This window comes from Bacillus daqingensis, from assembly GCF_042654445.1.
GTDB classification, from domain to species: Bacteria; Bacillota; Bacilli; order Bacillales; family Salisediminibacteriaceae; genus Alkalicoccus; species Alkalicoccus luteus.
On sequence record NZ_JBHSGK010000003.1, the window covers coordinates 234,408 to 257,759 of the forward strand.

Genomic DNA, 23,352 nt, shown 5'->3' on the forward strand with positions numbered 1-23,352 from the left:
AGCTGGATGAAGCGACGAATTCCTCTCATTCTCGAAACAGACAAGACAGCATATGAAGCTGCAGTGGATAACATGATCAGCGAAGGCGGTCCAGTGTATGTCATAGATGACATGGAGGAACAGGACATAGAGCAGGAGCAGCCGATACACTAAAGCCGCCGGTACGTAATGGTGCCGGCAGCTTATTTTTCTGCGTCCTGGTGCTTACGTTTTGAAAGGTAACGGTTTATCGTTACCTCTAATTCGGGTACATACAGACTATCACCTACTAGGAGGTAGTCTTTTCATGAATACACATAAATTGTATATTAACGGTTCGTATACGGAATCATCAACAAAAGAAACCATCGATGTGATCAACCCCGCTACAGAGGAAGTGATTTCCTCCATTTATAACGGAACAGAAGAAGACGTGGAAAAAGCAGTTCAGGCAGCGGCCGATGCCCAGAAGAGCTGGGGGGCTGTTCCAACGAACGAACGCGGTCGAATCGTACGGGAAATCGGTCAGAAAATGACGGAGCACCGTGACGACTTCATTCGGCTACTCATAGAAGAGCAGGGTAAAAGCGATGAAATGGCTTCAGGGGAAGTCGATTTGGCACTTGATTATTTTCAGTACATGTCGGAATGGTCGAGACGGATTGAGGGAGAAATTGTTCCGAGCGACCGTCCAAATGAAAACATTTTTATTCACCGCCGACCGATTGGAGTAGTAGCTGGAATCGTGCCTTGGAATTTTCCGGTATTTATCCTTGCTCGTAAGGTGGCAACTGCACTGATGGCAGGATGTACAATTGTGCTGAAACCAAGCCAGCAGACGCCGAACACAGCTGCTTTTTTCACCGAACTGGTGCACAACATGGATATACTCCCTAAAGGAGTATATAACTTCATTACGGGTAAAGGTTCCACAATTGGTAATGCTCTGGCTTCCCACAAAAAAGTGGAGATGGTTACGATGACTGGAAGCGTTCCTGCAGGTGTTAAAGTAATGGAAGCAGCTGCTCAAAACATCACCAAAGTGAATCTGGAACTTGGTGGAAAAGCGCCTGCCATCGTGACAAAGCATGCTGATTTGGACACGGCAGTTAAAAATATAACGAAAAGCCGAATCATTAATGCTGGTCAGGCATGTACAAACGCAGAAAGAGTTTATGTGCATGAGGACGTAGCGGAGGAATTTACGAATAAAATTACAGAAGAAATGAAGCAGGTTACTTTTGGAGATCCGCTGCAGGATAAGTCGCTTGACATGGGGCCTCTCGTCAGTGAAGACAGGCTGAAAGAGGTGGACGAAATGGTTCAGGGCGCTGTAAAAGCCGGAGCCAGCATCCTAACCGGTGGAAAAAGAGCCGATACGGAGAAAGGGTTCTTTTATGAGCCTACTGTTATCTCAAACGCAACGCAGGACATGGAGATCATTCAGGAAGAGATATTCGGACCGGTTCTCCCGATCGTTACGTTTACAGAAATCGAAGAAGTAATCGATAAAGCTAACGACTCTGATTACGGACTGTCGTCCTCCATTTTCACAGAAAACTATAACGAAGCGATGCAGCTTACAAACGGTCTTCGATTCGGTGAAACGTTCGTAAACCGTGAAAACTTCGAAGCGGTTCAGGGCTATCATGCAGGCTTTAGAAAGTCCGGTATAGGCGGGACAGACGGAAAACATGGTCTCGGTGACTTTCTCAGCACGCAGGTCGTTTACATGCAATACAAGCAAACTAACTAGTAACAAGAAAAGCCGGCAGCCGCCGGCTTTTTTGTGCATTGCGGCAAAGGTCTTGTCTCCTGTACAATAGATGAGATAGATATGCAGAAATGAGGACCTACTATGACAGAACAATTAAATGAATTACGTCCTTTTCTTCAGGAAAACTGGGAAAAGGCTGCTTATGAGAAATTCACTCCAGTACAGGAGAAAATGATTCCAGCTGCGCTTCAGCAGCAGAACATCATATGCGAAGCACCAACCGGCTCCGGTAAGACGCTTGCCTACCTGCTGCCGGCACTTCATCATATGGATGCGCAGGAAAAACAACCTCAGACTGTTATTGTAGTTTCGTCAAGAGAGCTTGCAATGCAGGTTCATGAGGAGGCACAGGCTTGGACGTCGGGCTCATCCTTCACTTGCGCGCCGTTGATTGGCGGAGCCAACGTGAAACGACAGTTGGAAAAACTGAAAAAAAAGCCCGCTGTCATCACCGGTACACCCGGTCGTCTGCTTGAGCTGATTCAGCAGAAGAAATTAAAAATGCACGCTGTTAAAACGCTTGTTTTTGATGAGGCAGATCAGCTTTTTTCCAAAGAACATAAGGAGGCAGCTGGCCGTATTGCCGGAGCTGTTCAGCGGGAGTGCCGCAAATATATTGTCTCTGCTACCCTTCCTAAACGTACGGTTGAACAAGCTAAAGAGTGGACCGGCAAAGCCGAAGTGATTCGCATCAATCGTTCCGCAAAAGCAGATGGAAACGTGGAGCATCTTGTTTTAAAGGGAGCTTTACGCGATAAAATGAAGCACTTGCAGAAACTGAGCTCTATGAATGACGTGTATGCGATTGTGTTCTGTAATGACCGTTATCAGCTTGAACAAGCTGCTGGAAAGCTGGAGTTTAAAGGCCGCAAGCCAGCTGTTCTGCATGGGGAAACGTCCAAACAGGAAAGAGAAAAAGCGCTGAAAGGTTTTCGAGAGGGAGAATCCAGACTGTTAATGACGACAGATGTAGCATCACGGGGAATGGACATCGAGCAGGTTACTCATGTTATTCAGCTTGACCTACCAAATGATGTGAATCAATATGTACATCGCTCCGGGCGAACGGGCCGGGCCGGAAGAAGTGGTACATCGGTTTCTCTGTTAACCCCTAGCGAAACAGATCGAATGAAGGAAATTGCTGCTGTTTTGAAAATTTCCCTGTATGAAGCAGAAATCGAATATGGAGTATTGAAGAAGAAAAGGAGCGTATAATATGCTGATTCGGAAAGCGGATGTGTCCGATGCAGAAAGCATTGCTGCGATTCATGTAAATACATGGCTTCATACGTATCGTGATATTCTGCACGAAGATGCATTAAAAAGCTGGACGATGAAAGAGCGAGTCAAGCGGTGGGAAAACAGTCTTCCGTCAGCCATCAGCGGCGGAAACGCGATGTATGTAGCAGCTGATCAAGGGACGCTGTGCGGATTTGTTTTATCGGGAACAATGCGGGATGCGAAGCTGCGTATGCGCTACAGCGGTGAAATTTATGGGTTGTTTGTCCATCCTTCCTATCAGCGCAAGGGCTTTGGCACCGGATTGCTTCATACGGCACTTGAGCACCTGCATGGACTTGGCCATAAACGGGCTGCCCTATGGCATTTGGAGAACACATCCGATCGCTCCTTTTTTAAAACAGAGGGAGCAGAGCTTGTTTATGAGAGCGAGGTAACGATTGCGGGTAAGGTATACACCCAATCCGCATTTGGTTTTGAATCAACGAAAAGATCGCATGTTAAAAGCTGAATGTCCGAGCCGTCCGTTGTTGCGGACGGTTTTTTAATGAGCTTCAGAACCAGGCGCATCGTTTACGGGACTATTGGACAAAGTACTGAAATCAAGCAGGAGGCTTCGACTGTACAGCGAATGTTTAAATGAAGATGACAGAACAACACTGGAGGAATTGATTATGCGTGAGCTTGCCTTATATGCAGCTGTCTATTTGATTCCTGCCTTTTTACTTGGCATGATGTCAGTCGATGTGCTTCGAAGAAACTTGAGCAGCCGAATGCATCAGCTGCTGAGCCTGTATATGTTCTGTTATATGATGCTGTTTCTGGCAGAGTATTTTCGCCATATGCTGCCTATAACCTACAGTGCAGATCTTGTAATGTATTGGTTTGGAAACGCGGGTATTTTAATACCCGGCTTTTTCTTTCACTTTTACTTCATTTTTTCCGGACTTTCAGAGAAGATGCCGAACGTGATTTACCCATGGATTTTTTATTTGCCGGTTGGCTTTGTAGCAGCAACGTACCTGACAGGTACAAATATTATTAACAATGAAGAATTTGTTCAAACCGGATATTGGATTTACCCTGTGTTCAATGACTCCTATCTCATGACATTGACGGCAGCCAACGTTGTCAGTGTACTTATTGTTTTCTTACTGGTTTACTCGCTTCTGAAATCAAGAACAAAAGCTGAAGCGAAACTTTACAAGGTGCTTTTATTTGTAGCTTCCTTAGCATTTCTGTGGGATGTGGTCTTTGGGTATTGGGAATTTAGAGGCGTGCTGCCTCCGCATCCGTATATATTTGCAGGTCTTTTTTGGGCAGGTGCCCTGTTTTATGCGATGAACCGGCTCGATTTTATGGAACGTTATGACAGGCGGTATGAACTGTTGTATCAACGAAATCCCACAGCTATTCTATTTGTAAAGCGGGATGGTGTTATTCACAGTGCCAACCCTTCTGCCGAACAATTGCTGGAAAAAAAGGGACTGGAAGGCTCTTTTTTTACTTCCTTTTTAGCATGGGATGCGGGAGTGTGGCAGGGCTTGGATACTGATGCAGCTTCTCAAAGCAAGCGTTTAACGCTCAAAGTGGGAGACGGCTTGAATAAGCATGTGATTGCAGATGCAGAGCAGCTGTTTATCGACCACATGCCTTTGCAGGTTTTACTTCTTAGAGACGTTACAGAAGAAACGAAAGCTAAAACGATGATTGAGCATCTCGCTTATCACGATCCATTAACGGATAGCTGGAACAGACGTGCTTTTTATGAGAAGGCTGAAGAGGCGGTTGAAGCATGGGGAAAAGGGGCCCTGTTTGTGATCGATCTGGATGGGTTTAAGCAAGTGAATGATCAGCACGGCCATCAAACCGGAGACGACTTTCTTATTTATACGGCTGACATCCTGCATTATGCGGCAGGGCCGGATAGTATGACAGCCAGAGTAGGCGGGGATGAATTTTATGTGATAAAAAAGCTGAAGCGGGAGGAGTCAGTGGAAGCGGCAGCTCAACAAATGATGAACGTCATTCGTTCAGCTCGCTTTAAACTGACGGAGACCACGTATCTTCCTGTTAAAGCGAGTGTGGGCATCAGTGTGTTTCCGGATCAGTCAAAAGAGTTAGACTACTTGATACATTTAGCGGATACAGCAATGTACAAGATGAAACAGAACGGTAAACAGAATTACGCCATAGCAAGATTAACGGCGGATTAAAGGCGGAATTAAAATGTGGATAAATGATTTAATACTGGTGCTGATCGGATTCGCTCTGGGAATTGTTTCAGCGGGACCATTGAAAAACATATGGACGGGAAAATGGAAAGAGGATGCTCGACAGAATAAAAGAGTGAAGCTGCTGTCAGCATTGCAGCAGGAAGCAGGTTATGGATTTACTGCTGAAGAGCTCAATCAACGAGTGTTTAACAGAAAGCTGGATGAAGCAGATGTCATCGAACTTCTGAAGGAAATTGCAGAGAGCAATCTAATCTATTATAAAGCGAATAAATGGTATTTTTCCGAGCATACACATCGCAAACATCAACGGCACTATCGTCATTAAACAACCTATCAAGCTCTATCAGACCCGTTGCTGACATTAAGTCGGCAACGGGTGTTTAATTTGTTGAAGAAGTCGTTTAAAAAAATCAGAAAAAAAGCTTGCGTAAAAAATAGAACTGTTATACAATAACTTTACATTATAAAAACTGTATTAATACAGAGGAGGCGGTTTACATGAAACGTACAGAAAGAGAAAACATGATTACATTTATCCAGAAAGTAAAGCATGTTTCTGCAGAGCAAATGATGCGAATGAGCGACGAGGATGTGGACCACCTTTATACGAGAGCATATGAAACATACGAAATGTACGAAGAACTGGTTTGACAGGTAAAAAAGCGGTATTATTGGAGAATACGGAACAGAAGAAAGAGCATCCGGTTTATCATACGGATGCTCTTATTCTATGAACATACATACATGTACCTGCTTGGAGGAAATAAAATGCTGCAGTATGCTGGCAGGCTTGTCCTGCAGATTGGATTTTTATTTATCATTTACCAGTCAGCTGTCTGGCTTGTTCAGCTGACTGCTCTGCCCATTCCCGCAAACGTAGCAGGAATGGTGATTCTGATGCTGCTGCTTTTTTCAGGGCTGCTTCCAGAAGCATATGTGCAGCTTGGAGCATCAGCTATGCTCCGATACTTAGGGCTGTTATTCGTACCCTTTTGTGTAGCGGCGGTTCTTGGTCCGGCAGCGAACGGGCTCGTTTCGCTAGACCAGCTGATTATCCTTACTGTTACAACTGTAGCAGGTATTGCTGCGGGCGGCCTGGTTTTTCAGTACTTGGAAAGGGGGAGCCAAAAGTGAGCTACTTGCTGTTATTTGTTACGGTCATGTTTTTCACGATTGCCGTCAGGCTGTATAAAAAGCGGCCTGCCATTTACTTGAACCCAGTTATCGTAACGACGGCAGCAGTTCTCGCTGCTGCAGGGGTTTTTGGGGCTGATTCCGGTGATTATCGTTTTACCCTTGCTGTAGCAGCTTTTATGCTTGGGCCCGCAACAACGGCACTCGCTGTACCAGTTTATCAGCACCGGCACCGGATAAAAGAAATTGTTTGGCCAATGCTTGCTGGGATTACAGCAGGTACAGCTGCTGCGCTGTTTTTGACACTTTCGGCAGCGTTGATTGTACAGGCAGGATCTGTACTTTCTGCCACATATGCAGCTCGGACGGTGACCGTTCCGATCGCGCTCGAACTTGTTGCTATCTATGGCGGCGATCCGGAGCTTGTTATCTTACATGTTATGTTTACCGGCATTATTGGAGCGGCTGCAGGACCAGCACTTCTCACAAAATTGAACGTCACCTCGCTGTATGCTCGAGGGACTGCGGTGGGGGCTGTAGCACACGGTATCGGCACCGCACAGATGGTTCAGGAAAGCAGCGAAGAGGGAGCCTCATCAGCCGTTGCAATGGCACTGGCTGGTATCGTACTCAGTTTATTGCTCTCGGCAATGCCGCTCATGTAAGCACTTGATAAGCATGGCCTCATCAGTAGTTGAACGAGCGGCATTCCAACGCTTAACGTATAAAACATATTATCGTTCTCTATTTGTAAATGTCAGGATTTACGCTGCAAGAGCTTTTCTTCTTAATAAAAGCCGGCTCCAACTAAGGAGACGGCTTTTTAATCAATCATTTAACTACTGTTTTTTCCATTTTAACATGAGGAATGCCAGCATCCATAAAGGGTTCTGCAGATACTGTCTTATAACCGAGCTGTTCATAGAAGCTTTGTGCATGTGTCTGCGAATGAAGCAGCAGCTTTCCATAAGACTTTTCGGCAGCCGTCTTTTCCATTTCTTTCATGATAGCTGCCCCCAGTCCCTTTCCGCGTAAATGCCGCAGTACGCAGACACGTTCCACTTTAACGCCTTCTGTAACAGGCCGCAGCCTTCCTGCGCCAGCAGGTTTATGGTCCTCGTAGAGGATAAAGTGAATCGACGCTTCTTCATGCTCATCAATCTCTCTTTCTGAAGGCACGCCCTGTTCCACAACGAAGACGCTGTGGCGGATCAGTCTAGTATCAGCCAGCTCTTCATCTGACACAGCAAGTTTCACTGTGATCATGAACGTCCGCCAAGAAGAAATGTCTCATGAACGGTCCATGTTCCGTTATCCAGCTGATACAGCAGGGAAAAACGATCGACCATTTCCTCATGCTGGATGGACTCCAGTTTCAGGCGGCCGAAAACATCTGATAGTTCATCGTAATTCATTTCCTGCCCGATGGTAATGTGGGGGACGAAAGGATGCTCACGCTCGCGCTCCAGCGGACCTTCATTTAATTTCTGCTGAAGGTCGCGAAGCTCTTCCGTTTCCGCTATTTTCATGTAAAGTGTGTTCGTGACAGGGTAGAAGCTGCTGTATCGAAGCACCTCGAGCTTAAAAGGTTCTGAACGCTCTGCAACCTTGCGGACTTCCTTTACAAAATCACCAAGCTCGGACTCCTTCATGTCGAATGGGTCCTTCAGTGTCAGGTGAGGGGGGACCATTGAATATTTTGTATCATAGCGCTTGCGGTAGGAATTAGCTATATCCTGTAGTTTTTTGGATGGAAAGACAGCAATACCGTATCTCATCGTCATCAGCCTCCTCAAATGCGTCATTTGCTGTATTCATCATAATATATTTTGGGTATATTTACAAAAGTCGTTTGTATGAAAGAAGCATTTTCTTTTGAAGCAGGAATTTCGGCTCATCATGCGGAATATGTTAAGATCAGCAGTATGAGGAGTGATGCAGATGAAGAAACAACCAATTAAATCGCACGTCGTTGAAAAAGCAGCACGGGAGCTGTTAAAAGAGCGAGGCGTATCAATAGAGGAAATTGCGGATATCGTGTTTGAGATGCAATCCAAATACAGCGAGTCGCTGACAAGAGAGGACTGTATTGAAAGCGTTGACGCTGTGCTTGAAAAACGTGAAATTCAGCATGCGGTACTGGTAGGAATTGAACTGGACAAGCTGGCTGAAGAAAATAAGCTGTCAGAGCCGCTGCAGTCGATCGTTGAATCTGACGAAGGGTTGTTCGGTGTAGATGAAACGATTGCGATCGGATCGGTCTTCGGATACGGGAGTATTGCCGTTACTACATTCGGTTATTTGGATAAAGAAAAAATCGGGATCATCAAAAAGCTGGATTCGAAATCGGGAGGTCACGTGCACACCTTTCTTGATGACCTTGTATGCAGCATAGCAGCAAATGCGTCAAGCAGGCTCGCACACCGGATCAGAGACAGGGAAGAACATCTTGATCAAAAAGAAATTGAACACCGCGATCAGGAAGAAAGAATGGCATAACTAGTAATTTTTCCGCCTTTGATTTTGTCTTAGGCGGTTTTTTAACGGACTGAATTCCAGTTTCAGTGGCGTATGGAAGTATATTTGCAGCATGATGTGCAGCGTGCAAGTTGAAGGAACGGCAGGAGACATGCTATTATTTAACAGAAGCTAACAGCAGAGGTGAAAAAACGATGGCTCCACGCTGGATTTACTTTAAGCAGATATTTCCTACTAAATTTCAAGCCAGCTGTACGAAGGCGAAGATTGAGGACAATTGGATGAATGGATACGAAGTCGGGCCGTCTGTAGAAATACGCCGATTAAAAGATGATCGGTATATTGTACGTTATACGTATGACGAATAAACAGGTTGACTAAATAATCTTCCTGCGGTATAATATTAATTGTCGCCGAAACGAGTTCCGTTAGCTCAGCGGGAGAGCACTTGCTTGACAGGCAAGGGGTCACTGGTTCAAATCCAGTACGGAACACCATTTATATACATTCAAACTGTCAGTCCATCAAGTGGACTGACAGTTTTTTATTGATTATTTCAATTCCTGCTAATTAAAAGAAGCGGCCGAAAAGTCGTCCGCTTCACTAGATCGATTCGAATACTTTAGAAGATTCAATATAAGAGAAAGCCTGTTCAGCTAAGCAAGCACGTTAAAGCATGTACTTTCAGATCTGCTCTCGGCACAGAAAGAACCGTGCAGCTTTTAGGGAAGGGCTGCTTGTACCTCTGGATAACATTGTTATCATTTTATAGCGGGATTGACAGAAGCCAAGCCATTATCGTGCTGAAACAGGCTTTGGCTGCAACCAGCGAACGTATTTGAAGGTTCAGTGTCGATTATAGCCTTTATCTTCAAGAAATTGCTTCATGTGCGGTCGTTTAACGTCCTTTAACAATCCACTGACCTGCTCTGTCCAGCGGTCTGATCTGCTGCCACCTGTCCGTTCTTTATAGTAGGCAGATATGGTATCGTTGTATGCTTTAAGCTGTTCAGCGTGCACTTCAGCATCTGGATAAACATTTTCAAAGTAAACGCCCTCAACTGGAAGACGGGGCTTCCGATCAGGATCTGCCTCGGGAACGCCCACTGCCAGTCCAAAGAGAGGGATAACATAATTTGGTAATTGCAAGAGGTTGGAAACTTCTGCAATATTGTTTCGAAGCCCTCCTATATAACAGATACCAAGCCCCATCGATTCAGCTGCAATGGAGCAATTTTGTGCAGCCAAAGCAGCGTCTGTAACGGCGACGATCATTTTTTCGGCAGATTCAACTGCAGGTTTCACCTCTGTCTGTTCCATTTCACCGGCTTGAATATGACGATGAAAATCCGCACAAAATACAAAAAAATGACCATTCTCAGCAACGTAAGGCTGATTACCGGCAAGCTTAGCCAGGGCCTCTTTCTTCGGGCGGTCCGTTATACCCATAATGGAATAAGCTTGCACAAAGCTGGATGTGGATGCCATTTGAGCGGCTTCTACAAGCGTGCGAATAACGTCCGGCGATAACGGTTCATCTTTCAGTTTTCTGACGGAGCGGTGGTTCAAAAGCAGTTGCACGGTTTCATTCATGTTCATCAGTCCTTTACTTTTCAGTCGTTCATATTGTAGCATTTATGTGAACGTTAAACGAGAACGACGCAGTCAGCTGGAAAATATGTCATAATCGGTATAGCATCAGCCAAAGAGGTGTAGAAGATGGAAATTGTTAAGAAAGTGATCATTTTAATTTTGCTGGCAGCATCAGGCGGTCTTGCGATAACATTTGCCGTGCTGTCTGTACTCGCTGTACTGGAAGCGCTTTGATAAAAGAAACTAGTTCTGCAGTTAAAAAACGAGTGCCGGAGGTCATATGACGATCTCCGGCACTCGTTTTTGAATAGACACAGTCTTCGGACAGCAAATGGTGAATATGGATGAACGCCGGATCCGCGGGGAAATCAGCTCAGTTCACCTTCACGGAACCGCCGGAGATCGCGCTTATCGCCGATTAAAATTAAAATATCTCCTTCTTTTATCGGCTCGGCGGGATCTGGCGTAACGTCGACCTGATGTTTCTGTTTTACGGCCATCACTGTACAGCCGTAGCGCTTTCGAGGATCCAGTTCAATCAACGTTTTACCAGCCACCTTTTTTGTTGCAAGCATTTCAATAATAGAATAATCAGCAGATAAATCGATATAATCCAGCACTGTATCTGATGTGAGGTATGCAGCGATTCTGCTTCCCATTTCTTTTTCCGGATGGAAGATCCGGTCTGCGCCAATTTTATCCAGTACTTTATGGTGATAGTCATTTTGTGCTTTTACCCATACGTTTGGAACCTGCTGATCTTTAACGTGCAGCGTCGTCAAAATGCTTGCCTGGATATCATCGCCTATTGCGACAATTACATGATCAAAGTTGCGTATGCCTATTTTCTCTAGAAAAGCCTCATCTGTACCGTTACCGACAAACGTTTCTGTAGTAAAAGATCTCGCTGTTGAAAGCTTTTTTTCATCTGTATCAATCGCAATGACTTCGTGACCCATGTGATAAAGCTCACGGCAGATACTGGATCCAAATCGGCCCATTCCAATAATGGCAAATTGTTTTTTCATAGTTGCATTCCTTCTTTATTAGTTGATGGAGGAGCTATATGTCAGTCCCGTTACAATCTATTAACGAAAAGAGTATAGCATTTACAGCTTCATTGGAACAAGGTAGACTGATATAGATTAAAGGCACATGCCCATTTGAGGTGAAATGAAATGGAAGAAAACTTTCAGGAAATGCTGCCTGACGTTGTGGAAGATATTCAACAAGCCTTTACGTGGCAGGAATTTGCTGTCGGTATAGGTATATTTTTGTTGTTTCTTATATTTCGAAAGGTATTCACTACGTATATATTTAAATTTATTATTGCGGTTTCAAGGAAAGCCCCAATTGAAACATTAACGAATGTGCTTCTCGCATTTGAGCGGCCGGTGCGTTCTTTCTTTGTGTTTATTGGGATATATGCAGCGTTTGTTTATTATCCAATCGAGGCAGGAACAGAGGATTTTATTAATCAGCTGTTTCGCACGCTGATTATTTTTCACGTAGCCTGGGGGTTGTTTAACCTTACAGCACCCGGTTCGTCCACATTCAACCAAATTGGCAAACGGTTTAAAATTCAGTATGACGATATTTTACTTCCGTTTTTATCTAAGCTGATCCGATTCGCTATTGTCGTCATGGCATTAAGCATTATTGCATCGGAATGGAATTACAACGTGAGCGGATTTGTAGCGGGTCTCGGATTAGGTGGACTGGCGTTTGCTCTTGCGGCTCAGGAGTCCTTATCGAATTTCTTTGGCGGGGTCGTAATCATTACAGAGAAGCCTTTCAAGATGGGTGACTGGATTAAGACGCCATCGGTGGAAGGGTTTGTTGAGGACATTTCCTTCCGTTCAACGAAAGTCAGAACGTTTGAAGATTCGTTAATTACGGTACCCAATTCGACGCTTGCCAATGAGCCGATTGAGAACTGGACAGAAATGGGGAAAAGGCAGATTACGTTTGATATCGGTGTTCATTACGATACTCCTTCTGCTAAAGTCCGGGCCGCAGTTTCTGATATCGATGCGTACTTAAACCGGCATACTGATATTGATGATGAATTGATCATCGTTAAGTTTAACAGCTTTGGCGACAGCAGTTTAAACCTGTTCCTTTATTTCTTTACTAAACCTACGGGATGGGTGGATCACATGAATATTCGTGAAGAAGTGAATTTTGGCGTTTTGGATATTTTGGAGGAGCATGGCGTGCGAATTGCGTATCCGACCCAGACTGTTCATCTTCAACATTCAGCTGAAAAAGCCGATATACACTCCTAGAGGATAAGCAGACAGGAGTGAGAGAAGATTGAGGTATACACCCCTTGAACACGCAGGATCAGGAGAAAAGCTGGCCCGCGACATATTCGCGGTGGATGGCAGAGTGCTTTTGAGTAAAGGAGTTACGCTTACAATCGGCCTCATTTCCAAGCTGCGAGATATGGGAGTGACGGGTGTTTACATGGAGGACAGCCGCTTTGCAGATATTCCTCAGGAAGAGCTGGTATCTGAAACGACGAAACGAAACGTGATGGAGATTCTAGCTGCTTCAGGACCTCTTCTTTCGGGCAGCACCATTCAGGAGTTCCGCGGTCTTTCAGAAACCGTGGAAAATCTGATTGACGAGATTACTGCGAATAAAGATGTGCTCGCTTCCATTACAGATATTCGGTCTGCTGATAATGAACTGTTTTTGCACATGCTGAACGTCGCCATGATATCTGTTCTTATCGGGATCCATATGAAACTGGAAAGAGAAAAGCTAAAGGAGCTGGCAGTTGGGGCTCTGCTGCACGATGTAGGAAAGGTTGAGCCCTCCTGTCTAGCTGCTGAACGTGATAAGGATACAGCGGGTAAGCAAACGCATCACGCGTGGAAGGGGTTTCATCTATTGCGCAAAGCTGCCGGAGTTAGCACATTATCTGCTCACGTTGCACTTGCTCATCATGAGCATCCCGACGGCTCCGGGATGCCTAGAGGACTGTTCAGTAAAGATATCCACCTGCTGGCTAAAATCGTTGCATGTGCAAATATGTTTGACCGGCTTCATACCAGCGGAGTTCTTCCGCATACGGCCTGTGAACAGATGATGGCACTCAGCGGTTCGCATCTTGATCATGCGGTCGTCTGGCGTTTTATGAGAGCTGTTGCCTTTTATCCTAACGGAACACAAGTGAGACTGTCTACAGGCGCAACAGGAATTATCATCAGACAGCATGCTGGTCTGCCTCAGCGCCCGGTAATTCGCCTGCTTGAAAAAAGCGGAAGTGATTTCAGCTATAGTGAAATTGACTTGGCCGAAGAGACAACATTGTTTATCGAAAAAGTATTTGCATAAACACTAACGATTGCAATCAACGCTATTTCTTACTATGATAGTAAGGTGTGAACTATAGTCTGAAGGAGGAAATACCCCATGAAACAAATGGATGCAAATGAAATTATTCAGTATATTTCCGATGCTGAGAAATCAACACCGGTAAAAGTACATATCAAAGGAGACCTCGATGGTATCGATTTTGGAAACAATACAAAATCGTTTCTCACAAACGGCACAGGTGTGCTGTTTGGCGAGTGGGCGGAAATCCAGGAAGTCCTGAAAAAGCATGACGACAAAATCGAAGATGCAGTGGTAGAAAATGACCGCCGTAATTCGGCTATCCCGCTTTTGGACATGAAAAATATTCATGCACGAATTGAGCCCGGCGCGTTAATTCGTGAACAGGTCGAAATTGGCGATTCTGCTGTCATCATGATGGGCGCTTCGATTAATATCGGTTCTGTTGTAGGTGAAGGTACGATGATCGACATGAATGCGGTGCTCGGAGGTCGTGCAACAGTTGGGAAAAACTGCCATATCGGTGCAGGAGCAGTGCTTGCAGGTGTAATTGAACCTCCTTCTGCAAAGCCTGTAACCGTTGAAGACGGTGTTGTCATCGGTGCTAATGCGGTCGTGCTTGAAGGAGTAACAGTTGGTGAAGGTGCAGTTGTAGCAGCTGGTGCTATCGTTACAGAAGATGTACCTGCAAACACGGTTGTAGCTGGTACGCCTGCAAAAGTGATTAAAGAAATTGATGATAAAACGAAAGGGAAAACGGAAATTAAACAGGAACTGAGGAAGCTGAAGTAGGATGGATAAGCTTCATTTATCAAAGCGCCTGGCGGACCGTCGCCGGGCGCTTCATCAAATTCCGGAACCTGGCTTTCAGGAAGTTAAGACGCAGCGGTATCTGCTCAACATCTTTGAACAACTGTCACTTGCAGAGGTGCACACTTGGGAAACCGGCATCGTCGTGTTTATTCCAGGTACAGAAGGAACGCGTACGATAGGCTGGCGCTCTGATATGGATGGACTGCCAATCACGGAGGAAACGGGATTATCATACGCTTCTATCCATAAAGGCATGATGCATGCCTGCGGACATGACGTGCACATGACAATCGGCAGTACACTCGTCGAGCATTTTGCTGAAAATCAACCGGTTTCGAATCTTGTTTTCTTTTTTCAGCCGGCTGAGGAAGGTCCCGGCGGAGCAGAGCCGATGCTGAAGTCGGAACTCTTCGAGCGGTTTCGTCCGGATGAAATGTATGCCCTGCACATAGCACCTGAATACGAAGCTGGAACAGTCGCCGTAAAACCAGGCATTCTTTTTGCGAATACTAGTGAACTTTTCATAGATTTGTGGGGAAAGGGCGGTCATGCAGCATTCCCTGATCAGACGGAGGATATGGTAGTAGCCGCCGGTCATCTTGTAACACAGCTCCAGACTGTAGTGTCCAGAAACGTGGACCCGCTTGATGCAGCAGTTGTAACGATTGGTAAATTGGAAGCTGGAACGAAGCAGAACATTATTGCGGGTCATGCAAGGCTTGAAGGAACGATTCGTACGCTGTCTCAAGCAGCCATGCAGGAGGTAAAAGGCAGAATCGAAAGCCTCACTTCAGGAGTTGAAGCGGCATTCCGATGCAGATCGACCATTGATTATGGAGCAAACTATATGCAGGTCTATAATGATGAAAAATTGACAGCTGAATTTATGCGTGCGGCCGAAGCGCATGAATCGATTTTGCTTGTCGAGTGCGGAAAAGCAATGACAGGTGAGGATTTCGGATATTTCCTGGAGGAAGTCCCTGGTGTCATGTTCTGGCTCGGCGTTGACAGCGAGCATGGGCTTCATTCGAGTATGCTCGATCCTGATGAGGCTGCGATGGAACCAGCTGTAAAATGGCTGATCAGCTGGCTCGGATCACGTTAATCAAAAAACAGGTGGTTAAAACCCCCGCGTCATAGCTGATGCGGGGGTTTTGTTAAAGATTTCAGCCAGAAGGCTGATCACCTTTATACAGGTTAACTTGGTGTGGAAATGGAATTTCAATGCCATTCTTATCGAGTGCCTCTTTGAGAGCTTTTCGCAGCTTTCGTTCCACAGCCCATTGCTCCATATTAACCGTTTTTCCTAGAATTCGGATGACTACATCGCTGTCACCCAGATTTTGTACACCGAGAACATCAGGACCTTCGACAATTGCTTCTTCTTCAGCAGCAATCCTGTCGCATACGGCTTGCATGACGCGGACTGCTTCATCGATGTTATCATCGTAGCTGATGCTGATATCAACGATTGCCTGCATGTTCGAACGGGAATGATTACTAAGACTTCCGATTTCCCTATTTGGAATAAAGTGCACCGTTCCATCAAATCCGCGAACCTTTGTTGTACGCAGTCCAACTTCCTCAACTACACCGTCCATACCAGCGATCGTCACATATTCTCCGACGTCAATCTGGCGTTCAAGCAAAATGAAAAAGCCTGTCACAATATCCGACACCAGACCCTGAGCACCAAAACCAATCGCAAGACCGACAATACCGGCACCTGCAATTAAGGCAGTAACATCGTATTCAAAGATGCCGACGATCAAGGTAATTAAAATAAAAATTAAAATGTAGGAAAAAACATTCAGAGCAAGCTTTTCTAACGTCTGCGTCCGGGCTTCTGAAATATTGCGCTGCGTGCTCATTTTCGCAAAGCCGGATGAGATAAGCCTTCTTCCTATTGCTCTGGCAATAAAGAAAACGATTAAAATGCCGATAAGCTGCATGCCAACAGTCAGCGCTTTGGTCATAATCGCTTCCAAGTCAATTGCAGTAATAAACTCTGGCATAAAACAAAACTCCTTTTCAACAATGAAATGAATACCTTTATGAGTTTACCATAACTGAGAAGCCGGTCAAACCAGTCTGCAGAAGTTTTCATTTCCCCTTCAAAGAATGACCAGCAGAAACAGAGTTCTCCTACTTGCAGTCACTGAAAAGGGGGGATCTTCTTCTGAAGAAGAATTCGACATGCTCTTACGATCAGCGATTGAACTGTGATTTTCAGTCAGGTATGATAAAAACGTAATAGAGAGGAGCCAATGGATAAGATGAGGAAACAATTTGCTGTAATCGGTCTGGGACGCTTCGGAGGGAGCATCGTTAAGGAGCTGGTTGACCAGGGGATGCAAGTTCTGGCCGTTGATATAAACGAGGACAAGGTGAATGAGTTTGCCGGTATAGCGACTCACGCTGCAATCGCAGACACGACAGATGAAAGTACGTTACGAAGTTTAGGCATACGTAATTTCGATCACGTCATTGTAGCGATTGGAGATAACATTCAATCAAGCATCTTAACTACACTCATGCTAGTTGAGATAGGTGTCGCTCACATAACGGTTAAAGCGCAGAACGACTATCATGAAAAAGTACTTAATAAGATCGGCGCTGATAAAGTCGTACATCCAGAACGTGATATGGGGATACGAATCGCTCACAACGTTGTTTCGAAAAATGTTCTCGACTATCTGGAGCTGTCAGATGAATACTCTATTGTAGAGCTTCAGGCAGGCCCTCAGGTGCATGGGAGAACATTGATTGAACTGGATGTCCGCGCAGCATACGGGTGCAATGTGATGGCTGTGAAGCGCGGAGAGGAGATACATGTTTCTCCAGCAGCTGATGAGGCGCTTTATAACGGCGATGTGATTATCGTTATTGGAGCCGATCGGGACATTACGAGGATGGAGCTTGATTTATTTGATGATGATACGGCCTGATTATGCTTGTGTCTGGAATAAGCAAATTCGAAAGGGAGGGGCGAAGATCGGAATAAGGACTTCGGCTTGAAGAGGCTGGGACAAAATACTTCTCCAGCACGTAAAAAACGCTTTCGATGACCCAGGCGGGTCGTCGAGAGCGTTTTATTTGGGAGAAGCAATAACGAATCTGTCTCATGGCCGTGAACTTTCTCATGTTCACGGCCATGAGCGCGAATTTTAGTTCTTGTTTTCCCTTGGCTTTGCCACTCACCGAGATCCTGGTGAAACGCAAATTCGCCTTCAGAAATCCAAAAACGGCTTCCACGTCGGTTTTGCGCCGACAATAGATAGCTCCAGTTTTCTTTTCCGAAAGCAGTTGGCGGATATGTGCTTGTTGCGTTTCCCATCTTTCATTGTAATAAATCTTTTTGATTCGTCCCTTCCTTCGCCCTGGAACAATCGACGAGGAAAAGACAACTTGTACAATCTTCATGTCGACTTGGTAATCACGTCCTGGTGATAGCGTTAAACAGATTTTTTTCACACGAAGCTGAATTTCGTTGCGTTCGGTTCGATCTTCGTCCCGTCGATGAAAATCGCTTCGTTAATATCCGGGTGAACACGGAATCGATTCAGGCTTCGGTAAGTCGGCGTATATGGGGTAAAGGTAGCATCCGCTGATTTTGCCGCCATTTACCCTTAAATCAGACATAAGTGGTGGTAGCACCAAAATTAAAGCATTGAGCTAGGTAATCTTTGCTTCTTTAAATTCCCTCATGATTTTATAAAACGTGTTTTTCTTTAGTTCTAACATATCCATAAACATGACGCCTGTTATGTCTCCATTTCTCCATTTTAGATGGTTGTCTTCTATGATCTGTAGCTGTTTCTTGCTCAAATTGGAAAGGTTCATTTGCGGTCGCCCTAAATGTTTCCCTTGAGACCTAGCCACTTCGATCCCTTCAGCTTGTCTCTGGCGAATTTTCTTTCGTTCTTGATCCGCAACATACGAAAGCAAAGATAAAAATTGATCTTCCATTAACTGTCCCATCTCACCCATCTCACGGAACTTACGGCTGTCAAATAAAGATTCATTCTCTAATACGACAATATCTGCTTTTAATTCTCTTGTTATGTATTTCCATTCTGAAATCACTTCATCATAGTTACGTCCCAAACGATCAAGCGCATCCATATAGATGATGTCTTTTTCATTAAGAACCTTGCGCAGTAATTGATATTGGGGTCGCTCAAAATTTTTCCCACTTGCTTTGTCGACAAAAATGCGACGTGCCTCAACGCCCCTTTCTAACATTTTGTGCAACTGGCGCTGTTCATTCTGATCTTTAGAACTTACCCGTATGTATCCATAGGTAGCAACCATTTTTATCCCCCTAGAGTTTTTGTTACCACTCATTATAAGTTTTCTGTTTATAAAGGTAAACGGTAAAAATAAACGTTTATAAAAAATTTTATACCACATTTATAAACTTGATATGACGCATTTTTATCACTGCGTTCTTCCTCTCCATAAAGGTATACCTTTATAAACTTACAGTATATGATGAATTGCTGCACTCGACTGAGTAGCAGTTGCTCTCGGTAGGTGGTACTTTAGCCTTCTAAATTACTAATTTTTATAAACTGCTTGATCAAGTCCATGAACAGTATAACGATCAAGACATTGAAGTTATTGCTGTAAACATGGACATATGGCTACATTTGAACGAACACTTGACGAGGCGACAAAATTCTTAGAGGAAAACCCGGTAAGCATGCCCATTATTTTCGATGATGAAGGAGAGATGGCAGAGATCTATCTTAACGAAGGACTGCCAACGACTTTCTTTATAAATGAGGATGGGATTGTTGTTGATAAGGTCGTCGGTGAAGTGACGAAAGAAATGATTGAAGAGAGGATTGAATATTTCTTATAATTCTGTTCCGATATATAACGTATTTAGTTTGTACGATCAGCGTAAGTGAAAAACTATTAGTGTTAATAGAAAGCGAATTAACTCCGATGAAGGATCTTTAAATTAAGGGATGCCTAAAACAGGTCTCCCTTTAATTTCGCACACACATTATGATGATCATTTAAATATATGATTGACAAAAGAGTTGCGGTGATCATAAAATAAAAATATAATCAAATGATCGTTTGAATGTGAGGGGAGAACATGGAAACAAAACAAAGGAAAGACAATCATGATCAATGTGAAATTTTTTGTTATGACGAAGAGAAAGTGAACAGGTTATCGAAAAAAATCGAAAAGGAAAAAGAAGAATTTACGTCAGTCGCAGATATGTTTAAAGCGTTGGCTGATGAAACAAGGCTCAAAATTGCTTATACCTTAACGCAGGAAAATGAATTATGCGTGTGTGATGTAGCTAATATTATTGGCACGACGAATGCTACAGCTTCCCATCATTTACGTCATTTACGAAACTTGCGTATTGCTAAAAGTCGAAAAGAAGGTAAGCTCGTATTTTATTCTCTTGATGATCCACATGTTACAAGCTTAATTGTAAATGCGATGGTTCATAGTCAGGAGGATTAGCGATGTCTAGCCAAGTGCAAGAAAGAGAAAAAAATGTATATCGTGTTCAAGGATTTACCTGTGCGAATTGTGCAGGGAAATTTGAGAAAAATGTTAAGGATTTACCTGGGGTCCAGGATGCAAAAGTGAACTTTGGAGCATCTAAAATTTCCGTTTATGGTGAGGCGACTAAAGATGAGCTAGAGAAAGCAGGGGCTTTTGAAAGTCTTAAAGTGACTGCTGAACATGGAAGGAAAGATCCAAAAAGTGCAGAGCCTGATAAGGAGGGAAAAATTCCATTTTATAAAAAACATAGTACATTACTGTACTCGACCTTATTTATGGCTCTCGGTTTCCTTTCTATGTTTGTAAACGGAAATGAGAATATCGTTACAGCATTATTATTTATAACATCTATGTTAGTGGGCGGGTTATCGCTGTTTAGAGTGGGTTTGCAAAACTTAGTTCGATTACAGTTTGACATGAGAACCCTCATGACAGTTGCTGTCATCGGTGGTGTCATTATAGGAGAATGGGCGGAAGTCGCGATTGTCGTCATCCTCTTTGCCATTAGTGAGGCTCTTGAGCGCTTCTCTATGGACAGGGCAAGACAGTCGATTAGTTCATTAATGGATATTGCACCAAAAGAAGCTCTGGTTAGACGTAACGGCCAAGAAATGACGGTCCACGTTAATGATATTGCAATCGGAGATGTCATGGTTGTAAAACCTGGTCAAAAGATTGCGATGGATGGTGTCATAGTAAATGGATATTCTGCTATTAACCAAGCAGCAATTACAGGTGAGTCGGTTCCGGTTGAGAAAACTGTAGATGATGAAGTATTTGCAGGGACACTAAACGAAGAAGGTTTTCTCGAGGTGGAAATAACCAAACTCGTTGAAGATACAACGATTTCCAAAATTATTCATCTCGTAGAGGAAGCTCAAGGAGAGCGAGCGCCATCCCAAGCCTTCGTTGATAAGTTTGCGAGATATTATACACCCATCATCATGGTTGTTGCTGCACTCGTTGCTATAGTACCACCTTTGTTCTTTAATGGTAGCTGGGAAACATGGGTATATCAAGGTCTAGCTGTTCTTGTTGTTGGTTGTCCTTGTGCGTTGGTTATTTCTACCCCAATTTCGATTGTCTCAGCGATTGGAAATTCAGCGAAGAAAGGTGTTCTTATCAAAGGAGGAGTTTACCTTGAGGAAATCGGTGGATTAAAGGCTATTGCATTTGATAAAACGGGAACTTTGACAAAAGGAATACCTGTTGTAACTAACTATAGTGTATTGAATGATCAAATTAATGAACGAGAAATGCTATCAATTATCACCGCCTTAGAGTATCGTTCTCAGCACCCTCTGGCGTCTGCCATCATGAAAAAGGCTGATGATGAAGGGGTTTCGTATACGGATGTTTTAGTCGAGGAGTTCTCATCGATTACAGGTAAAGGGATAAAAGGTAAGGTCAATGGCGTGATGTACTATGTCGGAAGCCCGAATTTATTTAAAGAGTTATTGTCGGCGTCCACTTTCAATAATGAATTACAGCAAGATGTGATAACACTTCAAGAGCAGGGAAAAACAGCTATGTTGATTGGGACAGAGGCAAAAATACTTGCTGTTATTGCCGTTGCAGATGAAGTAAGAGAGTCGAGTAAGGACGTTATTCAAAAGTTACACAAAGCTGGAATTAAAAAGACCGTTATGCTTACAGGGGATAACAAAAGCACTGCAAATGCGATTGGTGGTCATGTCGGCGTAACAGACGTTCAATCAGAGTTATTGCCACAAGACAAACTAGACGTGATTAAACAATTAAGGTCCGAGTACGGTAATGTCGCTATGGTAGGTGATGGTGTGAATGATGCCCCAGCTCTAGCAGCCTCTACAGTTGGAATAGCAATGGGTGGGGCTGGAACTGATACAGCACTTGAAACGGCAGATGTTGCTTTAATGGGTGATGATTTGAAAAAGCTCCCGTTTACTGTAAAACTCAGCCGTAAAACACTAAATATAATTAAAGCTAATATTGCCTTTGCAATTGGAATTAAAATTATCGCATTGCTGTTGGTTATTCCGGGTTGGCTCACACTTTGGATAGCGATTCTATCGGATATGGGAGCCACACTTTTAGTAGCTTTAAATAGTTTACGATTAATGCGAGTCGAGGAAGATGAATAGAGTTTAAAGGGTTTTCCGTTTTGATTGGAAAACCCTTTTCTGAGATAAAGTAACAAGAAATTCTTGCATGTGATTGGAGTTGAAGAAGTTGGCTGCAACAATACTAACGGCTATTGCGGTTTATATAGCTACAGGTATTGATTACCTGATTATATTAATTCTCCTATTTTCGCAAATAAAAAAAGGACAAATGAAACATATTTGGATTGGGCAATATTTAGGCACTGTAATCATTGTATCGGTGAGTCTGTTAGCAGCTTATGGTGTCAATTTCATTCCTCAACAATGGATTGTAGGCTTACTTGGACTTTTACCCATTTATTTAGGCGTTAAAGTGTGGATTAAGGGGGAGGAAGAGGAACAGGAAAGTAATATCCTATCTCTTTTATCTTCCGATCGTTTTAATCAACTATACTTAACGGTTACCTTTATTGTGTTGGCTTCTAGTGCAGATGATTTTTCCATTTATGTACCATATTTTACAACGTTAAATGCGATTGAAATACCCATTGTAATGCTAGTCTTTTTTATTATGGTAGGGGTATTATGCTATGTCAGTTACCGATTGGCTTCAGTGAATTATATCTCGGAAAAAATCGAGGAGTATGAACGATGGATTGTACCGATCGTGTTCATAGGATTAGGGTTATATATTATGTATGAGAATGGTACGATCAACGCTCTAATTTCCCTTTTATAAATAATATAATCCTTTATGAATTGGAGGTTTTCTATGCAATACGATGTCATTATAGTAGGCGGAGGGCAAGCTGGGTTAGCAATGGGTTACGCAATGAGATCATTTACCGCAAAGGCCACATCATGTTTTGGTAATGGAGAGGATAAATCCATCGGCAGAACGAGCTGATCCATGTTAAACTCTTTAAACAAAAGGATACCTCCGGTTTTGTTATGACTTGGTCGTTCTAACTTAACCTGAAGGTATCCTTTTTTTTTTCGGGAAATCAAGACCGTACGATCTTGATCATGGGTTGATCGTGAAAAGACAAGAGACGCCTGCGGGAAAAGCAAGGGCTGAAGATCCACCGCCGCTGTTTTTGCGGCGGTAAGCTGAAGCCTTGCCCGCGGCAAGCGATT

At 43.8% G+C, this 23,352-nt stretch carries 26 protein-coding genes, 1 tRNA gene and 1 pseudogene; 21 read left to right on the forward strand and 7 right to left on the reverse strand.

Annotated features, from left to right (window positions below; genetic code table 11):
• Positions 1-6: 6 nt before the first annotated feature.
• From ACFO4L_RS02415 to ACFO4L_RS02455, 9 genes are all read left to right on the forward strand, one after another.
• Positions 7-153: a hypothetical protein gene (locus ACFO4L_RS02415; protein ID WP_377908053.1), complete on the forward strand. Its 147-nt coding sequence runs from the start codon at positions 7-9 to the stop codon at positions 151-153.
• Between the two features lie 133 nt (positions 154-286).
• Complete coding sequence (gene aldA / locus ACFO4L_RS02420) at positions 287-1,735, forward strand: aldehyde dehydrogenase (protein WP_377908054.1); 1,449 nt, start codon at positions 287-289, stop codon at positions 1,733-1,735.
• A 102-nt stretch (positions 1,736-1,837) separates the two neighbouring features.
• Entirely contained in the window at positions 1,838-2,971 is a 1,134-nt protein-coding gene (locus ACFO4L_RS02425) for a DEAD/DEAH box helicase (RefSeq protein ID WP_377908055.1), read from the forward strand.
• 1 nt (position 2,972) lies between these two features.
• On the forward strand, positions 2,973-3,506 hold the full coding sequence (locus ACFO4L_RS02430) for a GNAT family N-acetyltransferase (protein WP_377908056.1): 534 nt from the start codon (positions 2,973-2,975) through the stop codon (positions 3,504-3,506).
• A 163-nt stretch (positions 3,507-3,669) separates the two neighbouring features.
• Positions 3,670-5,211, forward strand: a complete 1,542-nt coding sequence (locus ACFO4L_RS02435) for a sensor domain-containing diguanylate cyclase (RefSeq protein ID WP_377908058.1) — start codon at positions 3,670-3,672, stop codon at positions 5,209-5,211.
• Positions 5,212-5,224: 13 nt separating this feature from the next.
• The gene (locus ACFO4L_RS02440) at positions 5,225-5,557 is read left to right on the forward strand and encodes a hypothetical protein (RefSeq protein ID WP_377908059.1); all 333 of its coding nucleotides are present in this window, start codon (positions 5,225-5,227) and stop codon (positions 5,555-5,557) included.
• Positions 5,558-5,730: 173 nt separating this feature from the next.
• Entirely contained in the window at positions 5,731-5,883 is a 153-nt protein-coding gene (locus ACFO4L_RS02445; RefSeq protein ID WP_377908060.1) for a BH0509 family protein, read from the forward strand.
• A gap of 117 nt (positions 5,884-6,000) precedes the next feature.
• Positions 6,001-6,366, forward strand: a complete 366-nt coding sequence (locus ACFO4L_RS02450) for a CidA/LrgA family protein (RefSeq protein WP_377908061.1) — start codon at positions 6,001-6,003, stop codon at positions 6,364-6,366.
• Positions 6,363-7,031: an LrgB family protein gene (locus ACFO4L_RS02455; protein WP_377908062.1), complete on the forward strand. Its 669-nt coding sequence runs from the start codon at positions 6,363-6,365 to the stop codon at positions 7,029-7,031. The genes ACFO4L_RS02450 and ACFO4L_RS02455 overlap by 4 nt, the downstream gene beginning before the upstream one ends.
• Before the next feature lie 166 nt (positions 7,032-7,197).
• Here ACFO4L_RS02455 and ACFO4L_RS02460 read toward each other — a convergent pair whose 3' ends face one another.
• Together ACFO4L_RS02460 and ACFO4L_RS02465 are read right to left on the reverse strand one after the other, a co-directional pair.
• Entirely contained in the window at positions 7,198-7,632 is a 435-nt protein-coding gene (locus ACFO4L_RS02460; protein WP_377908063.1) for a GNAT family N-acetyltransferase, read from the reverse strand.
• The gene (locus ACFO4L_RS02465) at positions 7,629-8,144 is read right to left on the reverse strand and encodes a YjcG family protein (RefSeq protein WP_377908064.1); all 516 of its coding nucleotides are present in this window, start codon (positions 8,142-8,144) and stop codon (positions 7,629-7,631) included. Before ACFO4L_RS02465 ends, ACFO4L_RS02460 begins: the two co-directional genes overlap by 4 nt.
• A gap of 163 nt (positions 8,145-8,307) precedes the next feature.
• Between ACFO4L_RS02465 and ACFO4L_RS02470 the strand changes: the two genes are divergently transcribed.
• From ACFO4L_RS02470 to ACFO4L_RS02480, 3 genes are all read left to right on the forward strand, one after another.
• The gene (locus ACFO4L_RS02470; RefSeq protein WP_377908065.1) at positions 8,308-8,865 is read left to right on the forward strand and encodes a phosphatidylglycerophosphatase A family protein; all 558 of its coding nucleotides are present in this window, start codon (positions 8,308-8,310) and stop codon (positions 8,863-8,865) included.
• A gap of 173 nt (positions 8,866-9,038) precedes the next feature.
• Positions 9,039-9,212, forward strand: a complete 174-nt coding sequence (locus ACFO4L_RS02475) for a hypothetical protein (RefSeq protein WP_377908066.1) — start codon at positions 9,039-9,041, stop codon at positions 9,210-9,212.
• A gap of 54 nt (positions 9,213-9,266) precedes the next feature.
• Positions 9,267-9,341: transfer RNA gene (locus ACFO4L_RS02480), tRNA-Val, on the forward strand.
• 349 nt (positions 9,342-9,690) lie between these two features.
• Here ACFO4L_RS02480 and nfsA read toward each other — a convergent pair.
• Positions 9,691-10,437 carry an oxygen-insensitive NADPH nitroreductase gene (nfsA, locus tag ACFO4L_RS02485; protein WP_377908067.1) on the reverse strand — a complete coding sequence of 249 codons (747 nt, stop codon included), beginning with the start codon at positions 10,435-10,437 and terminating at the stop codon, positions 9,691-9,693.
• Between the two features lie 368 nt (positions 10,438-10,805).
• On the reverse strand, positions 10,806-11,465 hold the full coding sequence (locus ACFO4L_RS02490; RefSeq protein ID WP_377908068.1) for a potassium channel family protein: 660 nt from the start codon (positions 11,463-11,465) through the stop codon (positions 10,806-10,808).
• A 150-nt stretch (positions 11,466-11,615) separates the two neighbouring features.
• Between ACFO4L_RS02490 and ACFO4L_RS02495 the strand changes: the two genes are divergently transcribed.
• The 4 genes from ACFO4L_RS02495 to ACFO4L_RS02510 all read left to right on the forward strand — a co-directional run bounded on the left by ACFO4L_RS02495 (position 11,616) and on the right by ACFO4L_RS02510 (position 15,700).
• Positions 11,616-12,725, forward strand: coding sequence for a mechanosensitive ion channel family protein (locus tag ACFO4L_RS02495; RefSeq protein WP_377908069.1), 1,110 nt, complete (start codon positions 11,616-11,618; stop codon positions 12,723-12,725).
• 28 nt (positions 12,726-12,753) lie between these two features.
• Positions 12,754-13,782: an HD-GYP domain-containing protein gene (locus ACFO4L_RS02500; RefSeq protein ID WP_377908070.1), complete on the forward strand. Its 1,029-nt coding sequence runs from the start codon at positions 12,754-12,756 to the stop codon at positions 13,780-13,782.
• Between the two features lie 78 nt (positions 13,783-13,860).
• Complete coding sequence (dapD, locus tag ACFO4L_RS02505; protein WP_377908071.1) at positions 13,861-14,574, forward strand: 2,3,4,5-tetrahydropyridine-2,6-dicarboxylate N-acetyltransferase; 714 nt, start codon at positions 13,861-13,863, stop codon at positions 14,572-14,574.
• Position 14,575: 1 nt separating this feature from the next.
• Positions 14,576-15,700, forward strand: a complete 1,125-nt coding sequence (locus ACFO4L_RS02510) for an N-acetyldiaminopimelate deacetylase (RefSeq protein WP_377908072.1) — start codon at positions 14,576-14,578, stop codon at positions 15,698-15,700.
• Between the two features lie 61 nt (positions 15,701-15,761).
• Here ACFO4L_RS02510 and ACFO4L_RS02515 read toward each other — a convergent pair whose 3' ends face one another.
• A complete protein-coding gene (locus ACFO4L_RS02515) occupies positions 15,762-16,610 on the reverse strand; it encodes a mechanosensitive ion channel family protein (RefSeq protein ID WP_377908073.1) in 849 nt (282 codons plus the stop codon).
• Between the two features lie 261 nt (positions 16,611-16,871).
• On the opposite strand from ACFO4L_RS02515, the gene ACFO4L_RS02520 reads away from it, so the two are divergent.
• A complete protein-coding gene (locus tag ACFO4L_RS02520; protein ID WP_377908074.1) occupies positions 16,872-17,543 on the forward strand; it encodes a potassium channel family protein in 672 nt (223 codons plus the stop codon).
• Here the strand turns inward: ACFO4L_RS02520 and ACFO4L_RS02525 are convergent.
• Together ACFO4L_RS02525 and ACFO4L_RS02530 are read right to left on the reverse strand one after the other, a co-directional pair.
• Positions 17,500-18,016 (reverse strand): annotated as a pseudogene (locus ACFO4L_RS02525) (transposase); the annotation flags it as partial. The gene ACFO4L_RS02520 and the pseudogene ACFO4L_RS02525 overlap by 44 nt on opposite strands.
• Before the next feature lie 254 nt (positions 18,017-18,270).
• Entirely contained in the window at positions 18,271-18,909 is a 639-nt protein-coding gene (locus ACFO4L_RS02530; RefSeq protein WP_017186743.1) for a recombinase family protein, read from the reverse strand.
• A gap of 328 nt (positions 18,910-19,237) precedes the next feature.
• Here ACFO4L_RS02530 and ACFO4L_RS02535 point away from each other — a divergent pair, with 328 nt between their 5' ends.
• From ACFO4L_RS02535 to ACFO4L_RS02550, 4 genes are all read left to right on the forward strand, one after another.
• Positions 19,238-19,462: a TlpA family protein disulfide reductase gene (locus ACFO4L_RS02535; RefSeq protein WP_017186742.1), complete on the forward strand. Its 225-nt coding sequence runs from the start codon at positions 19,238-19,240 to the stop codon at positions 19,460-19,462.
• A gap of 243 nt (positions 19,463-19,705) precedes the next feature.
• Complete coding sequence (locus ACFO4L_RS02540) at positions 19,706-20,086, forward strand: ArsR/SmtB family transcription factor (RefSeq protein ID WP_377908075.1); 381 nt, start codon at positions 19,706-19,708, stop codon at positions 20,084-20,086.
• A 2-nt stretch (positions 20,087-20,088) separates the two neighbouring features.
• Entirely contained in the window at positions 20,089-22,254 is a 2,166-nt protein-coding gene (locus tag ACFO4L_RS02545) for a heavy metal translocating P-type ATPase (protein ID WP_377908076.1), read from the forward strand.
• Between the two features lie 88 nt (positions 22,255-22,342).
• The gene (locus tag ACFO4L_RS02550; protein ID WP_377908077.1) at positions 22,343-22,954 is read left to right on the forward strand and encodes a CadD family cadmium resistance transporter; all 612 of its coding nucleotides are present in this window, start codon (positions 22,343-22,345) and stop codon (positions 22,952-22,954) included.
• Positions 22,955-23,352 lie beyond the last annotated feature (398 nt).